The 18,634-nt window shown below is 65.1% G+C and carries 19 protein-coding genes; 10 read left to right on the top strand and 9 right to left on the bottom strand.

What is annotated here, in order from left to right:
• Nucleotides 1–151 precede the first annotated feature (151 nt).
• Nucleotides 152–1,126, top strand: a complete 975-nt coding sequence (locus ACF8SD_RS22985) for a 2-hydroxyacid dehydrogenase (RefSeq protein WP_392483631.1) — start codon at nucleotides 152–154, stop codon at nucleotides 1,124–1,126.
• 84 nt (nucleotides 1,127–1,210) lie between these two features.
• On the opposite strand, the gene ACF8SD_RS22980 is transcribed toward ACF8SD_RS22985, so the two are convergent.
• Nucleotides 1,211–2,113, bottom strand: a complete 903-nt coding sequence (locus tag ACF8SD_RS22980; RefSeq protein WP_392483630.1) for a DMT family transporter — start codon at nucleotides 2,111–2,113, stop codon at nucleotides 1,211–1,213.
• 274 nt (nucleotides 2,114–2,387) lie between these two features.
• Between ACF8SD_RS22980 and ACF8SD_RS22975 the strand changes: the two genes are divergently transcribed.
• Nucleotides 2,388–3,263 (top strand): helix-turn-helix domain-containing protein, encoded by an 876-nt coding sequence (locus ACF8SD_RS22975; protein ID WP_173891016.1) that lies wholly within the window; start codon nucleotides 2,388–2,390, stop codon nucleotides 3,261–3,263.
• 368 nt (nucleotides 3,264–3,631) lie between these two features.
• Here ACF8SD_RS22975 and ACF8SD_RS22970 read toward each other — a convergent pair whose 3' ends face one another.
• The 6 genes from ACF8SD_RS22970 to ACF8SD_RS22945 all read right to left on the bottom strand — a co-directional run bounded on the left by ACF8SD_RS22970 (nucleotide 3,632) and on the right by ACF8SD_RS22945 (nucleotide 9,957).
• Complete coding sequence (locus tag ACF8SD_RS22970; RefSeq protein WP_392483629.1) at nucleotides 3,632–6,022, bottom strand: TonB-dependent siderophore receptor; 2,391 nt, start codon at nucleotides 6,020–6,022, stop codon at nucleotides 3,632–3,634.
• A gap of 169 nt (nucleotides 6,023–6,191) precedes the next feature.
• Nucleotides 6,192–7,175 carry a FecR family protein gene (locus tag ACF8SD_RS22965; RefSeq protein ID WP_173891018.1) on the bottom strand — a complete coding sequence of 328 codons (984 nt, stop codon included), beginning with the start codon at nucleotides 7,173–7,175 and terminating at the stop codon, nucleotides 6,192–6,194.
• Complete coding sequence (locus ACF8SD_RS22960) at nucleotides 7,172–7,747, bottom strand: RNA polymerase sigma factor (RefSeq protein WP_392483628.1); 576 nt, start codon at nucleotides 7,745–7,747, stop codon at nucleotides 7,172–7,174. Before ACF8SD_RS22960 ends, ACF8SD_RS22965 begins: the two co-directional genes overlap by 4 nt.
• A gap of 4 nt (nucleotides 7,748–7,751) precedes the next feature.
• Complete coding sequence (locus ACF8SD_RS22955) at nucleotides 7,752–8,078, bottom strand: DUF3325 domain-containing protein (RefSeq protein ID WP_392483627.1); 327 nt, start codon at nucleotides 8,076–8,078, stop codon at nucleotides 7,752–7,754.
• On the bottom strand, nucleotides 8,078–9,655 hold the full coding sequence (locus ACF8SD_RS22950; RefSeq protein WP_392483625.1) for a PepSY-associated TM helix domain-containing protein: 1,578 nt from the start codon (nucleotides 9,653–9,655) through the stop codon (nucleotides 8,078–8,080). The genes ACF8SD_RS22955 and ACF8SD_RS22950 overlap by 1 nt, the downstream gene beginning before the upstream one ends.
• Nucleotides 9,652–9,957 carry a DUF3649 domain-containing protein gene (locus tag ACF8SD_RS22945; RefSeq protein ID WP_392483624.1) on the bottom strand — a complete coding sequence of 102 codons (306 nt, stop codon included), beginning with the start codon at nucleotides 9,955–9,957 and terminating at the stop codon, nucleotides 9,652–9,654. The genes ACF8SD_RS22950 and ACF8SD_RS22945 overlap by 4 nt, the downstream gene beginning before the upstream one ends.
• A gap of 234 nt (nucleotides 9,958–10,191) precedes the next feature.
• Here ACF8SD_RS22945 and ACF8SD_RS22940 point away from each other — a divergent pair, with 234 nt between their 5' ends.
• Nucleotides 10,192–10,539, top strand: a complete 348-nt coding sequence (locus ACF8SD_RS22940; RefSeq protein ID WP_009685023.1) for an HPF/RaiA family ribosome-associated protein — start codon at nucleotides 10,192–10,194, stop codon at nucleotides 10,537–10,539.
• A 59-nt stretch (nucleotides 10,540–10,598) separates the two neighbouring features.
• Here ACF8SD_RS22940 and ACF8SD_RS22935 read toward each other — a convergent pair whose 3' ends face one another.
• Nucleotides 10,599–11,006, bottom strand: coding sequence for a response regulator (locus ACF8SD_RS22935; protein WP_009685022.1), 408 nt, complete (start codon nucleotides 11,004–11,006; stop codon nucleotides 10,599–10,601).
• 22 nt (nucleotides 11,007–11,028) lie between these two features.
• Nucleotides 11,029–11,199: a Flp family type IVb pilin gene (locus ACF8SD_RS22930; RefSeq protein WP_029885790.1), complete on the bottom strand. Its 171-nt coding sequence runs from the start codon at nucleotides 11,197–11,199 to the stop codon at nucleotides 11,029–11,031.
• Nucleotides 11,200–11,493: 294 nt separating this feature from the next.
• On the opposite strand from ACF8SD_RS22930, the gene cpaB reads away from it, so the two are divergent.
• From cpaB to ACF8SD_RS22895, 7 genes are read left to right on the top strand one after another with little or no spacing between them, the layout of a single operon-like run.
• Nucleotides 11,494–12,447: a Flp pilus assembly protein CpaB gene (gene cpaB, locus ACF8SD_RS22925; protein WP_173891023.1), complete on the top strand. Its 954-nt coding sequence runs from the start codon at nucleotides 11,494–11,496 to the stop codon at nucleotides 12,445–12,447.
• Nucleotides 12,448–12,465: 18 nt separating this feature from the next.
• Nucleotides 12,466–13,704 carry a type II and III secretion system protein family protein gene (locus tag ACF8SD_RS22920; RefSeq protein ID WP_173891024.1) on the top strand — a complete coding sequence of 413 codons (1,239 nt, stop codon included), beginning with the start codon at nucleotides 12,466–12,468 and terminating at the stop codon, nucleotides 13,702–13,704.
• Nucleotides 13,701–14,891 (top strand): pilus assembly protein, encoded by a 1,191-nt coding sequence (locus ACF8SD_RS22915; protein ID WP_173891025.1) that lies wholly within the window; start codon nucleotides 13,701–13,703, stop codon nucleotides 14,889–14,891. The genes ACF8SD_RS22920 and ACF8SD_RS22915 overlap by 4 nt, the downstream gene beginning before the upstream one ends.
• Nucleotides 14,888–16,144 carry a CpaF family protein gene (locus ACF8SD_RS22910; protein WP_173891026.1) on the top strand — a complete coding sequence of 419 codons (1,257 nt, stop codon included), beginning with the start codon at nucleotides 14,888–14,890 and terminating at the stop codon, nucleotides 16,142–16,144. Before ACF8SD_RS22915 ends, ACF8SD_RS22910 begins: the two co-directional genes overlap by 4 nt.
• Nucleotides 16,141–17,022, top strand: coding sequence for a type II secretion system F family protein (locus tag ACF8SD_RS22905; RefSeq protein ID WP_392483622.1), 882 nt, complete (start codon nucleotides 16,141–16,143; stop codon nucleotides 17,020–17,022). Before ACF8SD_RS22910 ends, ACF8SD_RS22905 begins: the two co-directional genes overlap by 4 nt.
• Before the next feature lie 2 nt (nucleotides 17,023–17,024).
• Nucleotides 17,025–17,912 (top strand): type II secretion system F family protein, encoded by an 888-nt coding sequence (locus ACF8SD_RS22900; protein WP_173891028.1) that lies wholly within the window; start codon nucleotides 17,025–17,027, stop codon nucleotides 17,910–17,912.
• A gap of 10 nt (nucleotides 17,913–17,922) precedes the next feature.
• Entirely contained in the window at nucleotides 17,923–18,624 is a 702-nt protein-coding gene (locus ACF8SD_RS22895; RefSeq protein ID WP_173891029.1) for a tetratricopeptide repeat protein, read from the top strand.
• The last annotated feature ends 10 nt before the right edge of the window (nucleotides 18,625–18,634 follow it).

Below are 18,634 nucleotides of genomic sequence, written 5' to 3'. Positions count from 1 at the left end.
TAGCAAGTTGCAAGTTGCAAGAAAAAGCAGATCCGTTCACGTGCTGCTTTTTCTTGTAGCTTGTAGCTTGTAGCTTGTAGCTTGTAGCTTGTAGCTTGTAGCTTGTAGCTTGTAGCTTGTAGCTTGTAGCTTTCCCCTTGGAAGCAGCCCGATGAAAAAGACCGTCCTGGCCTTCAGCCGAATCACCCCGGCCATGGCCGAGCGCCTGCAGCACGATTTCAACCTGATACAGCCCAACCCCAAGTTGGGCGACATCGCCGCCCAGTTCAACGAAGCCCTGCCCGAAGCCCACGGCCTGATCGGGGTCGGGCGCAAGCTTGGCCGGGCGCAGCTGGAAGGTGCGGCCAAGCTCGAGGTGGTGTCCAGCGTGTCGGTCGGCTACGACAACTATGACCTGGACTACTTCAACGAACGCGGCATCGCCCTCACCAACACCCCCGACGTGCTCACCGAAAGCACTGCCGACCTGGGCTTTTCGCTGATCATGGGCTGCGCCCGGCGTACCGCCGAACTCGACGCCTGGACCAAGGCCGGCAACTGGCAGGCAACCGTGGGCCCGGCGCACTTCGGCAGTGATGTGCATGGCAAGACCTTGGGCATCGTCGGCCTGGGCAACATCGGTGCAGCCGTGGCCCGCCGTGGCCGCTTCGGCTTCAACATGCCGATCCTGTACAGCGGCAACAGCCGCAAGAGCGCGCTGGAGCAGGAGCTGGGCGCGCAGTTCCGCAGCCTGGAGCAGTTGCTGGCCGAAGCCGATTTCGTGGTCATCGTGGTGCCCCTGTCGGACGCGACCCGCAAACTGATCGGCAGCCGCGAGCTGAAGCTGATGAAGCCAAGCGCGTTCCTGATCAACATTGCACGCGGGCCGGTGGTCGATGAAGCCGCACTGATCCAAGCCCTGCAGAACGGCACCCTGCGCGGCGCAGGCCTTGATGTCTACGAGAAAGAGCCACTGAGCGATTCGCCGCTGTTCAAGCTGCCCAATGCCCTGACCTTGCCGCACATAGGCTCGGCCACCGCCGAAACCCGCGAAGCCATGGCCAACCGGGCGCTGGACAACCTGCGCGCGGCGCTGCTGGGTGAGCGGCCGCGGGACCTGGTGAACCCGCAGGTGTGGAAGGACTGATCCCCCGGTTATCCCTGTACCGGCCCTATCGCCGGCAAACCAGCGCCCACAGTTTCGGTAGCTGGCCGCTGATAGGGCCATGATTCATCTGGCCTCCACAACCCCCTCAGCTACCCGTGCCCTGGGCTTGCGAAACACCAGCACATTCCCTGCCATCACTGCGACAAGCCCCAGCAGCGCCGGCGCCGTCCACTGGTACCCCTCGGCCACCGCCGACACGTTCAACGCCACCAACGGGAACAGCACCGTGCAGTACGCGGCCCGCTCCGGCCCCATGCGCCCCACCAGGGTCAGGTAGGCGGTAAAGGCGATCACCGACCCCGGAACCACCAGGTACAACAGCGAGCCGATGTAGCGCAGGTTCCACTCCATGCCGAACGGCACGCCGCTGACCACACAGTACGTACCCAGCATCAACGCGCCGTAGACCATGCCCCAGGCATTGGTGGTCATGGGCCGCAGCCCGGCTTTCTGCTGCATGCTCGACAACATATTGCCGGCTGAAAAGCACAGCGTGCCAAGCAGGGCCAGACCAAGCCCGTACAGGGTCTCGCGGCTGGCCGCGTGGGGCGAAAGCTCTGGCCAGAACAACAAGCCCAACCCAAGCAGGCCCAGGCCGCCGCCGCCAAGCACGTTGCTGGCGATTTTCTGGCCGAAGAAGATTCGCGCATTCAGCGCGTTCCACAGCGTGGCGGTGGAAAACACCACGGCGATCAGGCCGCTGGCGATCCACTGGCTGGCACTGAGGAAGCAAATGAAGTTGACGCAGAACAGGCACAGGCCCTGGGCCAGGCAGATCTGGTGGCCCCGCCTGTTCATCGGCTGCAAGCGACGGGTGAGCAGCAGGAAGGCAAACAGGATCAGACCGGCCAGGGCAAAGCGGTACACGATCGAAACCGGTATGGCGACCACGCCCAGTTGCAGTTTCAAGGCGATCCAGGTGGTGCCCCAGATCAGGACGGTGAGCAGGTAGAGAGACAGGTTCATCGGTGCGGCTCCTCAGGCGATCGACCCTACATCCCGGGGCCGCTGCGCGGCCCATCGCCGGCAAGCCAGCTCCCACAGGGGCAGCGTCAACCTTCAAGCTGGGCGCTGTAACTGAGGGAGCCGGCTTGCCGGCGAGCGAGGGCGCAGCCCTCGCCAGTGCAATCAGTGTTCGCCCGGCCCTGGACTTTGCGCTTGCACAAACTTGCGCATTTGTCGCGCTGGCGGCTGTACGCACGCTCAAGGCGCAGTAGGATGGGCGTCAGAGGAACCCGCCATGACGCCATTCACCCAGCTACAAGTGTTCAATGCCATGCACGCCTCGCCCCACGCCCGCCTGGAGCTGAGCGCGCACCTGGGTGACGGGCTGGCGGCGGCGTTGTGGAGCAACCGCGACGACGCCCGCGATTATCAGGCGCCGAGCCATCACACCCTGTCGTGCTACATCGCCGACGGTACCGGCACCTTCCGCCGCCAACGGCCCGCCGACAAAGGCGCGCCCGACAAGCTGTGCATCATGCCGGCCGGCGAGGAATCGAACTGGGTGGTCAATGGCGAGATCCGTCTGGCGCACCTGTATGTCAGCCAAGCGCAGTTCGCCCTTGGTTGCGTGCGCCTGCTCGACCGTGAGCCGCGCGAACTGCAGTTGCAGGAAGCGACCTTTCTTGACGACCCACAGCAGGCCCGACGCTTTCGCCAACTGATCGGCCTGGACTGGGACGAACCCGGCGAGCGTCTGCTCGCCAGCAGCCTGGCGCATGAAATCGTCGACCATGCGCTGCTCAGCCAGGTCGGGCTGCGCCAGGGCCTGCGCCTGAAAGGCGGGCTGGCACCAAGACTGCGTCGGCAACTGGTCGACTACCTCGAGGCGCACCTGGACCAGCCGATCACCCTCGGCGAACTGGCGTTGCGTTGCAACCTGTCCGAGTACCACTTTGCGCGCATGTTCCGCGCCAGCTTCGGGCTGCCACCGCACCAATTCCTGCTGGCACGGCGGCTACACCGGGCTTGCCAGCTGTTGCGGCTGGGGGGCATGCCGTTGGGAGAAATTGCCCTGGTGTGCGGGTTTGCCAGTGCCAGCCATTTCAGCAATCGGTTCCGCCAGGCCGTTGGCGCCACACCGGGCGAGTACCGCCTGGCCTTCAACCTGTGACATCGGGGCTGCTTTGCAGCCCATCGCAGGCAAGCCAGCTCCCACAGCGATTGCCTCAGGCCCCAGACCTGTGCAGTACCTGTTGAAGCTGGCTTGCCTGCGATGAGGCCAGAACATATCGCGATTCCTGTAGGAGCTGGCTCGCCTGCGATGAGGCCAGAACATATCGCGATTCCTGTAGGAGCTGGCTCGCCTGCGATGAGGCCAGAACATATCGCGATTCCTGTGGCAGCTGGCTTGCCTGCGATGAGGCCAGAACATATCGCGATTCCTGCAGGAGCTGGCTTGCCTGCGATGGGGCCAGAACATATCGCGATTCCTGTGGGAGCTGGCTTGCCTGCGATGGGCCGCGAAGCGGCCCCTGCTCCCTAAAACTCAAAGGTACTGGACAGGCTCACCTGCCGCGCATCCCCAATCGCCACAAAGTATTGGTTCACCGCCGAGCTGTAGTACACCTTGTCGAACAGGTTCTTCACGTTCAGCTGCAACAGCACCTTGTGCTCATCGAGCTTGGTCTCGTAGGTCGCAAATGCGTCAGCCACGGTGTAGGACGGCAAGTCGAAGGTGTTGGTCGCGTTGCCGCTGCGCTCACCCACATACCGGGCCCCGGCACCAAAGCGCAGGCGGTCGCCGCCGAACAGGCTGCCGTAGTCGTACACCGCCGACAGCGAGCCGCTGTGCTTGGCCACGTTCTGCAGGCGGTTGCCCTTGAGGTCAGGGTCCTGGGTGACCTTGGCATCGGTGAAGGCATAGCTGCCGATCAGGCTCCAACGCTCGCTGAGCTGGCCGGTCAGGTCCAGTTCAACCCCGCGTGAGTTGACTTCACCCGCATTGCTGTAAAGCGTATCGCCGGTGCGCGTGTCGAAATTGGCCACCAGCACGTTGCGCTTGGTGATGTCGAACAGCGCCAAGGTACCGGTCAGGCTGCCTGGCATGTCGAGCTTGGCGCCCAGCTCCCACGACTTGCCCTCTTCCGGCGCCACCGACGAGTCCAGTACCACCCCCCCGGTGAGCGGCGCGATGCTGGAGTTGGGCTTGAACGATTCGCTGTAGCTACCATAGAACGACAGTTGCTCATCGACCTTGTAGACGATACCGGCATGCGGCACCCAGGTCTGGCCGTTGGTATCGGTGTTGGCCGTGAACGGGCGACCACGGCCGGCGTACTGGTCGTACTGCTGGAAGCGTGCACCGGCCACCAGGATCCAGTGATCGTCCAGGTGCAGCGCGTCCTGCAGGAACAGCGCGTCAGTGCGCAGCTTGTCGGTCTGGTCACTGTCGCTGGCACGCACGGTGGTGCCTTCCACTTCCTGCCCGTACACCGGGTTCACGTAGCTGAAGCTGGACCGCGCGGCTTGCCGGATCAGGTCAGCGCGGTAGACCTTGCGGTCTTCATGGTCGGCGCCCAGCAGCAAGTCATGCTGCATGCCGGCCAATTGCACGGTGCCGCCCAGGCTCAAGGTTGCGAACTGGTCCCGGCTCATGGCGCCATGGGTGCCATCGATACTGCGGGTCAGGGTGCCATTGGCTTCGTTCACCCCCGTGACGCGAACCTGGCTGGCGTCGTAGGTCTCACGGTTGAAGCTGTAGCCAACGTGCAGCTTCCAGTCATCGGCCAACTGGTGGTCGACCTCCAGACGATACAGGTCCGAGCGCCCTTCCATGTCGTTGAAGGGCTCGTCCAGGCGCCGGGTGGCGGGAATGTCCAGCGGGTGGCCATTGCTGCCAAAGGCCGTGCCCCGATCGAACGGCGAGAGAAACTCGCGGTGCTCGTAGGCCAGCACCACCTGGGTGTCTTCGCCCAGCCAGGCCAACGACGGCGCGACCAGCGATTCACGATGCACCCCGAAGTTGCGCCAGTAATCTTCGTCTTCGTGGTCGACGATCATGCGGTAGGCGAAGTTGCTGTCGCCCAGCGCGCCGGTGCTGTCGAAGCCCCCGCCGCTGCCGTTCTTGCCGCTGCCGTAGGTGGAGCCCCGCAGGTTCAGGGCATTGTATTGCTCGAGCTGGGGGCGCTTGCTGACCACGTTGATGACCCCGCCCGGGTCTTGGATACCGTACAGCAGCGAGGCCGGCCCCTTGAGCACTTCGACCCGTTCGGTGCTGGCATTGAGGCTGCGGCCCTGCACGATGGGCATGCCATCGCGCATGATCGAGCCGTCGCGGTTGTCACCGAAACCGCGCTTCATCACCGTGTCGGAGGTGCCGCCGAAGTTGTTGCCCTGGGTAATGCCGCTGACGTTGGCCAGGGCATCGTCAAGGTTGCGCGGCGCCTGGTCACGGATGACCTGCGCCGGGACCACGTTGATCGCCTGGGGGATGTCCTGGTTGGCGCCCTGACCACGCATGATCGAAGCCGTGGCCGGGGGTTGGTAGCTGTAGTCGTCCCGGAGCGAGGTCACCGTGGTGGCCTGCAGGTTGAGGGCCCCGGTAGTATCCAGCGCGTCCAGGGTCAGGGTCCGCGCGTCCAGGCGCCGCCAGGTCAGCCCGCTGCTTGCCAGCAGCTGTTGCAGCGCCTGTTCGGCACTGTAGGTGCCGGTCAGCGCCGGCGCCTGCACCCCAGGCAACGCTACGGTGTAAACCACGCTCTGGCCCGTGGTACGGCTGAAGGCGCTGAGGGCCTGGGCCAGCGGTTGCGCCGGCTGGGCAAAGGCGTAGGCCTGCTGTTGCTCGGCAGCGCTGGCCTGGGGAGCCACGGCGACGGTCGGGAGCATGGCAAGGCCGAACCAGAGGGGGACGCAACGCGGGGAGAACTTCATGGACGCTGACCTGTGAGAGGAATATGAGTACGAATGAATCGCACTTCCACTCATTACACGGATACCACCGTCCGTTACCTCACGCGCTTTTGAAAAATATTTTTCCTGTGCTGCCGGGTCGCGGCTAAACCCGCTTCTACGGCAGGCGCCAACGGCGGCCGGCAGGGGGCTAGCGGATCAGCGTCAAACGACCCAGCACGGTCTGCCGTGAAAAACCCATCACCTTGCCCAGCGAATCCAGTGCCCGCAGCGGTTCGGCCAAGGGGAAACTGCCACTGACCTTACGCTGCCCGAGTTCCTCATCCAGCAAGACGATCCGCCCCGGGTAGTAGCGCCCCAGGTCCTCGACCACCTGCGCCAGCGGCACCTGGTAGTAATTCAGCCAGCCCTGGCGCCAGGCCAGGCGGTTGTCGCTGTCCACCGCCAAGGTTGCGCCGGCCCGGCCGGCGCCGTAGCTCACCTGCTGGTTGGCCGTCAGCTCCCTGGCCGCGGCCCCCGCAACCGGGCTCACCGCCACCCGCCCGCTGCGCACCGTGACCTGCGTGCCCTCCCCCTGCTCACGCACCTCGAACTGGGTACCGAGTACCCGCACTTCACCGCCATTGGCCTCGACCAGGAATGGCTCGCCGGTATGCGTGACCTGGAAGAACGCCGCGCCATGCAGCAAGCGCACGCGACGCTTGCCATGGGCAAAATCGACCGCAATTGCACTGCCCGCATCCAGGGTCACCTGCGAGTTGTCCTGCAGGGTAACCTGGCGAATCTGCCCGGCACTGCTGTAGTCGGCCTGCAGGTCCTGCAGCCAGTAGCCTGGGTGCCAGCCCCCGGCTACCCCAATGGCCAGCACCAGGCAGGCCGCCAGCCCGATTGCCGCCAGGCGCGCGCGCCCGGGGCGCCTGGCAGCCGGGCGGGCCATGGCGGCCAGGTAGGGCTGCAGGCTGGCATGCTCTTCGGCAGCCAGCCGCGACGCCGCCACACCACTGTTGCGCCACAGCGCCTGGGCCTGCTCGTACGCGGCGCGGTGCCCGGGCTCGGCCAGCAACCAGCGCTTGAACGAGGCCCCCTCGGCCACTGCAGGTTGCTCGCTGATGCGGCTGAGCCAGCGCAAAGCGGCCTGCGACTGCGCCTCGGTGATCGGCGGTATAGGGCTCATCGGCAGGCACTCCCAGGCCGGCGCGGGGTGGACGCGGGCTCGGCAACACTCGCCTTGCACGCTTCTAGGGCGCGCATCATATGCTTTTCCACCGCGCTCTGGGACAGCTGCATGGCCTTGGCGATCTCGCCGTACTTGCAGCCATGAATGCGATTGAGCAGGAAGATCTGCCGGGTGCGCTCGGGCAAGGCGCGCAAGGCAGCCTCGATACGCTGCAGGTCATGGTCCACTTCCACGGCCTGCTCCGGCGCATGCGCCATGCTCGCCTCGTCCACCGCCAGCGCGGCTTCGGCAATGCGTTCGCGGCTGCCCTCACTGCGCAGGTGGTCGATGGCGAGGTTGCCGGCACAACGCAGCAGGTAAGTATCCAGCGCCTCGACTTTCACCTCGGGGCGACGCCAGAAGCGCAGGAACAACTCCTGGACCAGGTCCGACGCCGTGGCGCGGCAGCCCACGCGCCGGCTGACCAGTGCCTCCATGCGTGCACGCTGGGCCTGGAACACCTGGACAAAACGCGCACGCCCGCCTGCGCTGTCGGCATCCGGCCCGAAGGTATCGCCCTGCTCGCTCATGCTGTCACACCGCCCAAACGGCCAGCACCGGGCCCAGCAGCACACTGCCGGCGGCCAGGCCCAGCAACAGCCGCGGCTGGTACGGCAGGGCGAAGACCCACACGGTGACCGCCGCCATCATCACCGCCGCCCACTCCACCAGGCCATGGGCCCAGCCACGCAGGTGCACACTGAACGCCAGCGACAGCACCAGCAACGACCAGCCCGCCACGCGCAACAGGCGCAAATGGCCGGGGTGCGGCTTGCGCCCGAGCAGGCCGGTAAAATGTTTGTCCATGGCCAGGCACAAGGCAACGAAGCCTGCGTAGGCGAGCAATGCGTTCCCCAGCATCAGCGTGCCTGCGCCGCTTCGGCGCGCGGCTTGTCTGCCGCCCGGGCCGCGCGCTTGGCCAGCGGCGCGGGGCTGCTCAGCATCTTGCCGGCCAGCCAGGCCAGGAACAGCCCGGTACCCAGCGCGGTCAGGTCCAGGCCTGCCATGGCCCAGTCACCTGCCGCCAGCGAATGGTTCAGCCCACGGTCGGTGGTCAGCCCATTGAGCAGCGGCAGCAAGGCGAAGGCCAATGCGCCCAGCGCCAGCTGCTCGCCCCAGGCCCGGCGCCCACTGCGCAGTACGGCGTGGGCCAGGGACAGGCCCCAGACGATGAAGAAGACATTCACCTCCCAATCGGCACGGCCGGCGGCAGCGGCCGGGATCAGCCGGTTGGCCCAGAAGAAGCCCGCCACTGCCAGCAGCAGGCCGCTCATGCTGGCGATATTGAGCACCTCGACCAGGCGCAGCTCGCCGGGCATGTGCGCGCGCTGGGCATGTTTGAGCTGGCGCTTGCCCAGCCACATCACCAGGCCTGTGCCGATCACCGCAGTACCGGCAATGCCAAAGCAGAAATACAGCCAGCGCAGCCAGGGCCCGGCAAAGTTGCCCATGTGCAGGCCGGCAAAGCTGAACGACGTCATCATGGCCCCGCTCTCCGGCTTGCCCTGGCTCAGCAGCGTGCCGCTGGCGCCATCGAACGTCCAGTTGGCGCTGCGCCGGTAGGCCACATGGTCGGCCGCCGATTGGGTGAAGGTGACACGGGCATTGCGGTCGCCCGGGTTCTGCACCTGGATGTTGCCAATGCGTGCCTCGGGTTGCAGCGCCTGCACCTTGGCATACAGGCTGGGCAGCGCGACCAGCGGCGTGGCCACCTGGGCCGCCTTGGGTGCATCGTTGCGCCCGAACAGGTCATTGAAGTACTTGCCGGTGTCGTTGCCATAGCTAGCCATGATCCCCGCCGGCATCACCATGTACATGAACAGCACCAGGCTGCTGTAGCTGATCATCAGGTGGAACGGCAGCACCAGCACGCCGATCGCGTTGTGCCCATCCAGCCACGAGCGCTGGCCCTTGCCGGGGCGGAAGGTGAAGAACTCCTTGAAGAGCTTCTTGTGGGTAATGATGCCGGTGACCAGCCCCAGCAGCATGATGAAGGCGCAGAAGGTCGACAGCCAGCGGCCATAGGGGTACGGCATCTGCAGCTGGAAGTGGAACCGGTAGAAGAACTCGCCGCCGCGGCTGTCGCGCGCCTCTACCGGTTGCCCGGTCTGGGTATCGAGGGTCTTGCTGACAAAGCCCCGCGGGCCGCCGTTGGGGTCGCGATAGCCCACGCTCAAGCCCGCTTCGCGGGCGTTGGGCAAGCGGATGAACCAGGTGCCTGAATGCCCGGCATTGGCCTCCAGGTAACGCTGTGCCAGGGCCAGGCTATGGGCCGGGTCCAGTGCATGGCTGCGCACTTCAGGCTGCGACCAATGGCTGATCTCTTCCTTGAAATACGACAGCGTGCCGGTAAGGAAAATGGCGAACAACAGCCAGCCGAAGATCAGGCCGGCCCAGGTATGCAGCCAGGCCATGGCCTGGCGGAAGCCGTCTTTCATGAGGTTTTCACCCAGTAGGCAATGCCACTGATCACGCCCAGTACCAGGCTTGGCGCCAGCACGCCCAGCCACGCGCGCCAGGCACTGCGGCAGGCGAAGCACCAGATGAAGGCCAGCAGGTAGAAAACGAACGACAGCATCAGGCCGATCAGCGTGGCGTCTACCTTGGGCAACGGTGCCACCAGGGCCATGCAGACGCTGGCCGAAGACGCCAGCAGGTAGCCGCCCAGCAGCGCAGCCAAGCTGCGTGAGGCCACGGCCAGGCGGTAGCTGAGCGGAAGGCCGGCGGGTTTGCGCGTCATGGCGAAGGTCCGGGCGTGTTCGGGGCTGCAATACTAATGATTTCAATTCTCATAAGCAAAGCTTGAACGACAAGCTGCCGGTGCGCGCAGAGATGCAACAAGAAATTTATTTTCCGAAAGGGCTTGAATTCATCCGGCGGTTGCCTGACCTTAGAGTCAAGAGGCGCAGAATTTCCAACGGTCTCAAGGACCTGGCCGCGCCTCCATGCGAGCAAGCTGAATAAGGATTGAATCATGCAAATCCAGGTCAACAGCAGCAACCATTTCGAAGGCAACGCCCGGCTCGACCAGTGGGTCCGCAGTACACTGGAAAGCTCACTTGAACGTTACGAGGACGACCTCACCCGCATCGAGGTGCACCTGCGCGACGAAAATGGCGCCAAGCCCGGACCGCATGACAAACGCTGCCAGATGGAGGCTCGCCCCAAAGGCCACCAACCGATTTCCGTGACCCACACTGCCGCTTCGCTGGACCAGGCGGTGGATGGTGCCGCCACCAAGCTGAACCACGCGCTGGAGCACTTCTACGGCAAGTTGCGCAGCAAACGCGGCGCCCTGGAACTGAGTGACCCCGACGCCTGATCGCAATAACCGAAACGCCCGGCCAAGTGCCGGGCGTTTTCGTTCCCGCCCGGGTCAATTCAATTGACGACGCGCAAGCGCGACACGGGGAACAGGTTGTCCAGGGTTTCCAGCAAACGGGCCTGGTAGATCGGCTTGCGGAAAAAGTCCAGTACCTGCAATTGCAGCAATTCGCTGACGTCATCCAGGTCGGCCTGTGCCGACATGACGATCACCGGCAAATGCAGGCGGGCGGTATGCTCGCGCAGGCGCTTGATCAAGCCGATGCCACTTTCGCCCGGCATGCGCACATCAGTGATCACCAAGGCTACGTCCGGGTGACAGGTCAGCTGGTGCAAGGCCGCCTTCACCGAGGTGGCGGTCAGGCAGGCGAAGCCTTCGTTTTCGAGCAGCTCCGCCAATTCCAGCAGAACGTCCTGCTCGTCATCCACCAGGAGGATCTGCTGACGCGCGCAAGCGTTCTGCATGCCGCTGGCTCCCTTTCAGGCCTCAAAGCGCATTTTTGATGGTCGTGAATGTTGTGTTCACGGCCGTGGAGATATCCCCGACGAAAGCCGCCAGCACCACTGCAACCATGGTTGCGATGACGGCGTATTCGATACCGGATGCACCGTCCTTGCGATGCAGGAAATTCATGCAGTGCAGAATGAACAGTTTCATGCTTCAGCTCCTTGCGGCATGGATGCCGGCGGCGGCGGTATCAAAATGACACCGATCTGCCATCAAAGAATTGCCAAGCCGGTACGAACTGCAAATGTATTTAAGGGTTAATCAGAAAGTATTAACCCGCATGGGTTAACCAACCGTTATTCGCTAACTCTTTGTTTTTACGCGACCTGCTTGGCCCCCTGAAAAAAACTGCCCAGGCTCATGGCAAATGGCGATGGCTGCGCTAACTTGCTATAGCGAAATAGTGACTTTTCGCCATCATCCAACGCGTGCAGGGAGGCCGAGATGAGCAGCCGCTTGACCCTATTCCTGGCCGCGTTTTTCTTGCTGGCGGCGCTGTTGGCAGGCTACTGGGGCGTGGTGCTCAGCCGTCCGCCGGTCGCCCCCATTGCCCCCGCGCCTACCGTTGCACCGCCGAGCGTGGCCACAGCGCCAGCGCCCAGCGCGCCAGTGGAAGTGCCGCGCACGGCTGTGGTCGTGCTGCGCAAGGCCGTGCCAGCCAATACCCCACTCACTGAAGACGATGTGCTGGTCGAGCGGCTGCAGGTCGCCCCCGCCGGTGCTTATCAACAGGTCGCTCAGGTGGTCGGCCGCAGCAGCGCCCGGCCCCTGGCGGCAGGCACCTGGCTGGAAGAAGCCAGCTTTCAGGCCGGCGGGCCGCTGGCACGGATGATCCGCGCACACGAGCGGGCGGTGGCACTGGGCGTGGATGAAGTGGTCGGTGCCGCTGGCCAACTGCGCCCGGGTGACTACGTTGACGTGCTGCTGTTCCTGCGCGAAGAGCCCAACAACCCGCAAGCCTCGGCCCAGGTGGTACTGCCGGCCCTGCGTGTGCTGAGCGTCGGCGAGCAAACGGGGTTGGCCAACGATGGCCGCCCGGCGCAGAGCCCCGAAGAGCAAAAGGCCCGCCGCGATCAGAGCGGCCTGGGCAACGGCGCAGGCACCCGCACGGTGGCAGTGGCCGTGCCCGAAGCCATGGCCAGCCGCTTGATGCTGGCCGCCCAGGCCGGCACCTTGCGCCTGGCGGTGCGCAGCGCCGATGAACAGCGCCTGGCGCGCTACTGGAGCGAGGCCGATGCGATACCGCAGGTGGAGGCCGCCAACCGCGCGCTCTACCGCTTTAGCCAGCTGTCCCAGGCGCCGGTGGCCAGTGTGGCGAGCCCGGCACCCAGCCACGCCGCGCCCGCCATGCACATCATCCGTGGCGCCACGGCTGAAGCAAACGCCAAGACCCCCTGAACCGGCAAGGATGCAGTGATGCGAAGTTCCTTCTTCAGACAAGCATGTTGGACCGGGCTGCTGGCCGCGCTGTTGCCCCAGGCGCAGGCGGCACCCAAAGGCTGCGAAGCGTTCGGCCAACTGCCTGCGATCATCGAGATCGACCAGGGCCTGCAGCAGGAGCTGCGCTTGCCGGTGGCGATCGAGCGGGTTGCGGTCGGCGAGCCGAAGGTGGCCGATGTCCAGGCCAGCGGTGAGCGCGGTGTGGTGATTACCGCAGTGGGCCAGGGCAATACCAGCCTGATGATGTGGACAGCCTGCGCGCCGTCACCGCACAGGGCGATGGTGTTCGTCCGCGGGCGGGCCAGCGCCGATATGGCCCAGGACAGCTTCCTGCCGTCGCAGGACACGCAACTGCCCAGCCAGGTGCAAGCCGATATCCGGTTTGTCGAAGTACGCCGCAGCAAATATAAGGAGGCAGGAGCACGGCTGTTTTTCAAGGGTTCGAACAATAGCCTGATTGGCTCGCCAGGTACCGTGCCCAATACCAGCGTAACGCCCGGTTCTGTTCCTGTCGTGAATCCCGCGATCCCCCTTGATGACACCGTTTTCAACATCGTTTGGGGCGGTGGCAGCAGCCGCTTCCTGGCCATGATCAATGCCTTGGAGAACAGCGGTTTCGCCTACACCCTGGCGCGCCCGAGCCTGACCGTGCTCAGTGGCCAGACAGCCAGCTTCCTGGCCGGTGGCGAAATTCCGATCCCGGTGCCCAGTGCCGGCAGTGACAACGTCTCGATCGAGTACAAGGAGTTCGGCGTGCGCCTGGCACTGACCCCGACGGTCATCAGCCAAGGCCGGATCACCCTCAAGGTTGCCCCCGAAGTCAGCGAGCTGGACTACAGCAACGTGGTGACCATCGCCGGTACTCAGGTCCCGGGGCTGACGGTACGGCGCACCGACACCAGCATCGCCCTGGCCGATGGCGAAAGCTTCATCATCAGCGGCCTGGTCAGCAACAACACCCGTTCAGCGGTAGACCGGCTACCCGGCCTGGGCAGCCTGCCGATACTGGGGGCGTTCTTCCGCAATTCGACCATGCGCCGCGACGAAACCGAACTGCTGATGATCGTCACCCCGCACCTGGTGCAACCGTTGGCGGTCAATGCAAAGCTGCCGCCCTTGCCGGGCGAGCACCTGCGTAACTACGACCCCAGCTGGGGCCGCCTGTTCTTCCTGGAGAACGGCAACTTCGATGGCAAGGGCGGGCTGTCGCAATGAACGAGAGCCTGAACCCGACCTTCCTCGCCATCACCCGCACCGAAGAGGACCTGCACTGGCTGCAGGGCGCCTTGGCACCGCAAGGCCAGGTGATCGGCGCCAACGGTGGCAGCCTCGACGAGCTGCTGGCCCTGGTCAATGCCACCTTCAGCAACCTGATGTTCATCGGCCTGGACCGCGAGCAACTGATCAACCAGTGCGCCTTGATCGAGGGCGTGCTGGAGGCCAAGCCAATGCTGGCGATCGTCGCCCTCGGCGATGGCCTGGATAACCAGCTGGTGCTGCATGCCATGCGCGCTGGCGCCCGCGACTTCGTCGCCTATGGCTCGCGCGCCAGCGAAGTGGCCGGGCTGGTGCGGCGCCTGGGCAAACGCATGCCAGCGGTGGCCAGCAACCCCAGCCTGGGCGGGCTGACGGTGCTGTTCGGGGTGCAAAGCGGTGCCGACGGCGCCTTGCTCACCACCCACCTTGCCCGTGTGGTGCAGCAGAGCGGCCAGCAAACCCTGCTGCTGGACCTAGGCCTGCCGCGTGGCGACAGCCTGGCGCTGCTGGGCTTGGAGGCGTCGTTCTACTTCAGTGACGCCCTGCGCCACCTGCGCCGCCTCGACACCACACTGATCGACAGCGCATTTACCCGCGACAACACGGGCCTGCGCCTGCTGACCTATGCCGAAACCGACGAGCCGCTGCAACACACCAGCGCTGCCGAGTTGTACATGCTGCTCAGCGCCCTGCGCCAGCACTTCCAGCACATTATCGTCAACCTCGCCGGGCATGCCGACAGCGAAGCCCTGCGCACGTTGGTCAGCCACTGCGACAAACTGATCATCTACACCGACCAGAACATTCTTGAGTGCCGGCGCAACCTGGAGGTGCTCGACCTGTGGCGTGATCACGGCATCAAGCTGGAACACGCCAGCCTGTTGGTGGACCGCTACCTGAGCAAGGTTGCCCCCGACGCCGACACCTTGGCCAAACGCTACGCGCTGCCTTTGCTCAGGGCCCTACCCTACAGCCCTGAAGTGCGCCTGAACGTGAAAAACCAGGGCCTGAGCCTGTTCGAACTGGCCCCCCGTGAGCCGCTTACGCAAGCCTTGCGCAGCCTGGGCGAACGCCTGGCCCGGCGCTCGGAAAACCTCGCACCGCCGGCCGTCACCTGGCTGCGCCGGCTTTGGGGCAGCAAATGAACAACGATCAACCGTTTGGTGGCCCGCAACCGACCGCGGGCGACCCCTACGCGCTCAAGCGCGCACTGCACCGCTTTGCCATCGATGCCATTGAGGACAGCGGCCGCAACCTGCTGGAAGGCGCACGGCCGGCGCTGACCCAGTTCGTGCTGGAGCAGGTTGGTGACTACGTTGCGCGCCTGCGCCTGGCGCTGTCGCGGTATGAAATGGAGCGGCTGGCCGAAGAGCTGGTGGACGAGTTGACCGGCTTCGGCCCGCTGGAAGTATTGCTGCGTGACCCCAGCGTCACCGAAATTCTGGTCAATGGCCCCCATCGGGTGTTCGTCGAGCGGGCCGGCCTGTTGCAGCAGACCGACCTGCGGTTCATCGACGCCCACCATGTAGAGCGGGTGATGCAACGCATCCTCGCCCCGCTCGGGCGACGCCTGGACGAGTCCTCGCCCATGGTCGACGCACGCATGCCCGACGGCAGTAGGGTCAATGCCATCATTCCGCCCGTGGCGCTGGACGGCCCGTGCCTGTCGATCCGCAAATTCCGCCAGGACATGCTCAAGAGTGCCGACCTGCTGGCCACCCGTGCTATCGACCAGCCTATCTTCGACTTTTTCGAACGCGCCGTGGGCAAGCGCTGCAACATTCTGGTCAGCGGCGGCACCGGCACCGGCAAGACCACCCTGCTGAACATCCTCAGCCAGATGATCGCCCCTCGCGAGCGCCTGGTCACCATCGAAGACGTTGCCGAACTGCAACTGCACCACCCCCATGTGGTGCGCCTGGAAACCCGCCCGCCCAATGCCGAAGGGCACGGTGAGATCAAGGCCAGCGAGCTGATCCGCAACGCCCTGCGCATGCGCCCGGACCGTATTATCCTCGGCGAAATCCGCGGCAGCGAAGTGCTCGATGTGCTGACCGCAATGAACACGGGCCATGATGGCTCGATGAGTACCGTGCACGCCAACAGCGCACCGGACGCACTCTTGCGCCTGGAGACACTGGTCGGCCTGAGTGGCCGGCAAGTTGCCGAAAAGACCTTGCGGCAAATGGTCTGTGCAGCGCTGGACGTGGTGATCCAGCTGACCCGCCTGCCCGATGGCCGACGCTGCGTCAGCGAAGTGCTGGAGGTGGTGGGCGTGCGCGATGAGGTGTACGTCACCAACACCTTGTTCCGCCTGGACCGCCGGGGCGGTGACAGCTTCCTGCGCGAGGCGCTCCACCCGGCCGGCAGCAAGCTCAAGGCAGAGGGCCTGCTGTGACCGGCCCGCTGCTGCTGGCGCTGTGCCCGCTGTTGCTGGGCCTGGCCCTGCTGCTGTTGCGCCGCGGCCTGTACAAGCGGCACGAAGAGCGCATCCTGCAACGCCTTGGGCGCGCGTTCAGCATTGTGCGCAACGGTGCGGCACGGCGCAGTTGGCTCGACCCGCTGCTACAACGCGCCGGTTTGACGACTGTCGAGCTGCACCCCCAGCGCTGGCTGCTGGCCTGGCTGGGGCTGGTGCTGTTGGCGCTGGTCGCGCTTGGCTGGGTCGCTGCGCTGATGCTGCTGACCGGCCTGCCGGCCATTGCCTACCTGCTCATCAGCTGGCAGAGCCGCCGGCACATGCGGCACGTCGTCGAGCAACTGCCCGGCCTGCTGGACTACAGCGTGCGCAGCCTCAAGGCCGGGCGCACGCTCAATGACGCGGTACTGGGCGCTATCGACAGCAGCCGCGAGCCACTGCGCACTACGCTGGCGAGGGTCCGGCGCAATGTGCAACTGGGCGTGCCGCTGGAGGACGTCATGACCGAACTGGCCGAGTTGCACCAGCAAGACGAATTGCGGCTGTTCGCCCTGGGCTTGCGCATCAACCAGCGCCATGGCGGCAACGCCAGCGAACTGATGGAGAACCTCATCAAGCTGATCCGCGAGCGCGAGCAAGGGGCCCGCCAGCTCAAGGCCATGACCGGCGAAACGCGCATCACGGCCATCATTCTCGGGGCGTTGCCACTGGCGATGGTCGGTTACTTCCTGATGGCCAACCCCCACTACCTGCTGGCCATGTGGCGTGACAGCAGCGGCCAACTGATGCTGTTGCTGGCCTTCGCCTTGCAGGTACTCGGCTGCCTGGTGTTGTGGCGCATGATGAGGAGCTTGTGAACATGGCCATGCTGATCTGCGCCCTGTGCCTGCTGATCGCCGCCGGCCTGTTTGCCCAGCAGGCCATTCGCCAATGGCGGGCCCGGGTGCTGGTGGGGCGAAGGCTACAGGGGCGCCTGGCCCGTGCCGAGCGCCTGGAGGGCTGGCTGCACTGGCTGGGGAGTAGCCCCTGGGGGCAGCGGCTACAGAAGTTCGACGGTGAAAGCCAGGCCCTGCTCGAGCGCATCGGCTGGCGTCGCAGCCGCCAGCGCGCGCTGTTCGCCGCCGTGCAACTGGGCCTGCCACTGCTGGCGGTGGTACTGACCCTGCTGTTGCAGCAAGGCTTCAAAGGCGCTGCCGCCGCCCATTGGGTGGTCTGGCCATTGTGTGCCCTGGGCGCCGGTTACCTGCTGCCTAAGCGCCTGCTGGCCCTGGCTGCTGCCCGGCGCCAACAGCGCATTGCCGCAGAGGTAGGCCTGATGATCCCCATGCTGCGAATTCTGTTCGAAACCGGGCTGGCGGTTGAACAGGCACTGCGCCTGCTGAGCCAGGAAGGGCGAACGCTGGTCCCGAACATCAGCGAAGAACTGCGCCAGGTATTGCAGCGGGTGGATTCGGGGCTGGGGCTGGGCCCGGAGCTGGAGAAGGCCGCCCAGGTGCTGGCGGTGGACGAATTCACCGACACGTGCGTGATCCTGCGCCAGTTGCTGGCCCAGGGCAGCGGCGCAATGAAGTCGTTGCTGGCCCTGAAAGCCTTGCTCGATGACCGCCGCCTGACCCGCCTGCAAGAACGGGTGTCGATGATGTCGGCAAAAATGTCGGCGGTAATGATGGTATTCCTGTTCCCGGCCCTGCTGATCGTGCTTGCCGGGCCAGGCTTCTCTGCATTGGCGCGGGCGTTGAGCCCCTGAGGAAAGCTGGATGAAGACAGTCGTGTTGTGCGCATGCCTGGTGTTGCTGAGCGGCTGCGCTGGGCAACAGCCGCAAGACCTGCGCTCGTTGTTCACTGCCTCCGGCTGCGGCAAGCCGGACGCCGACCAGCAACTGGCCCTGAACCTGGCGGACGAAATGCTCAATGACGGCCGCCCGCATGCCAGCCTTGCGCACCTGCAGCAACTGCCGGACGACCTCGACCAGGTGCGCCTGCGCAAGGCCAAAGTGTCCCGGCTGCTTGGCCTTGGCGAGGCCGAACCCTTGTACCGCAGCCTGCTGGGCGGCTGCCTGGCTGCCGAAGGCGAGCATGGCCTGGGCCAACTGGCCGCGGCACGTGGCGACGACATCCAGGCCTTGCAGAACCTGCAGCGTGCTGTACGCCTGGCGCCTACCGATGAACGCGTACGCAATGACCTGGGCGTGGTCCTGATGAACCTGGGGCGCTATGAGCAGGCTCGTTTCGAGTTGCTGACGGCCATCGAGCTGAAAGACGACAACCCCCTGCCTGCGGTCAACCTGGTGACCTTGGCGCTGCTCCAGGACAACTGGCAGCAGGCGACCGACCTGGTCGGCCGCTTGCAGCTTGAGCCCCGGCAGTTTGCCGCGGCCAAGGCGCGGGCCGGGCAGATCAAGGCCGGTGGCCGAGGCCCGGTCGCCTCGGCCCAGGCATCGCAGCCGATGGTCAATTGAAACTGGGAGG

It is taken from the genome of Pseudomonas sp. CJQ_9, assembly GCF_043106615.1.
In the GTDB taxonomy this organism is placed as follows: domain Bacteria; phylum Pseudomonadota; class Gammaproteobacteria; order Pseudomonadales; family Pseudomonadaceae; genus Aquipseudomonas; species Aquipseudomonas juntendi.
This window is presented reverse-complemented; position numbering and strand designations above follow the sequence as displayed.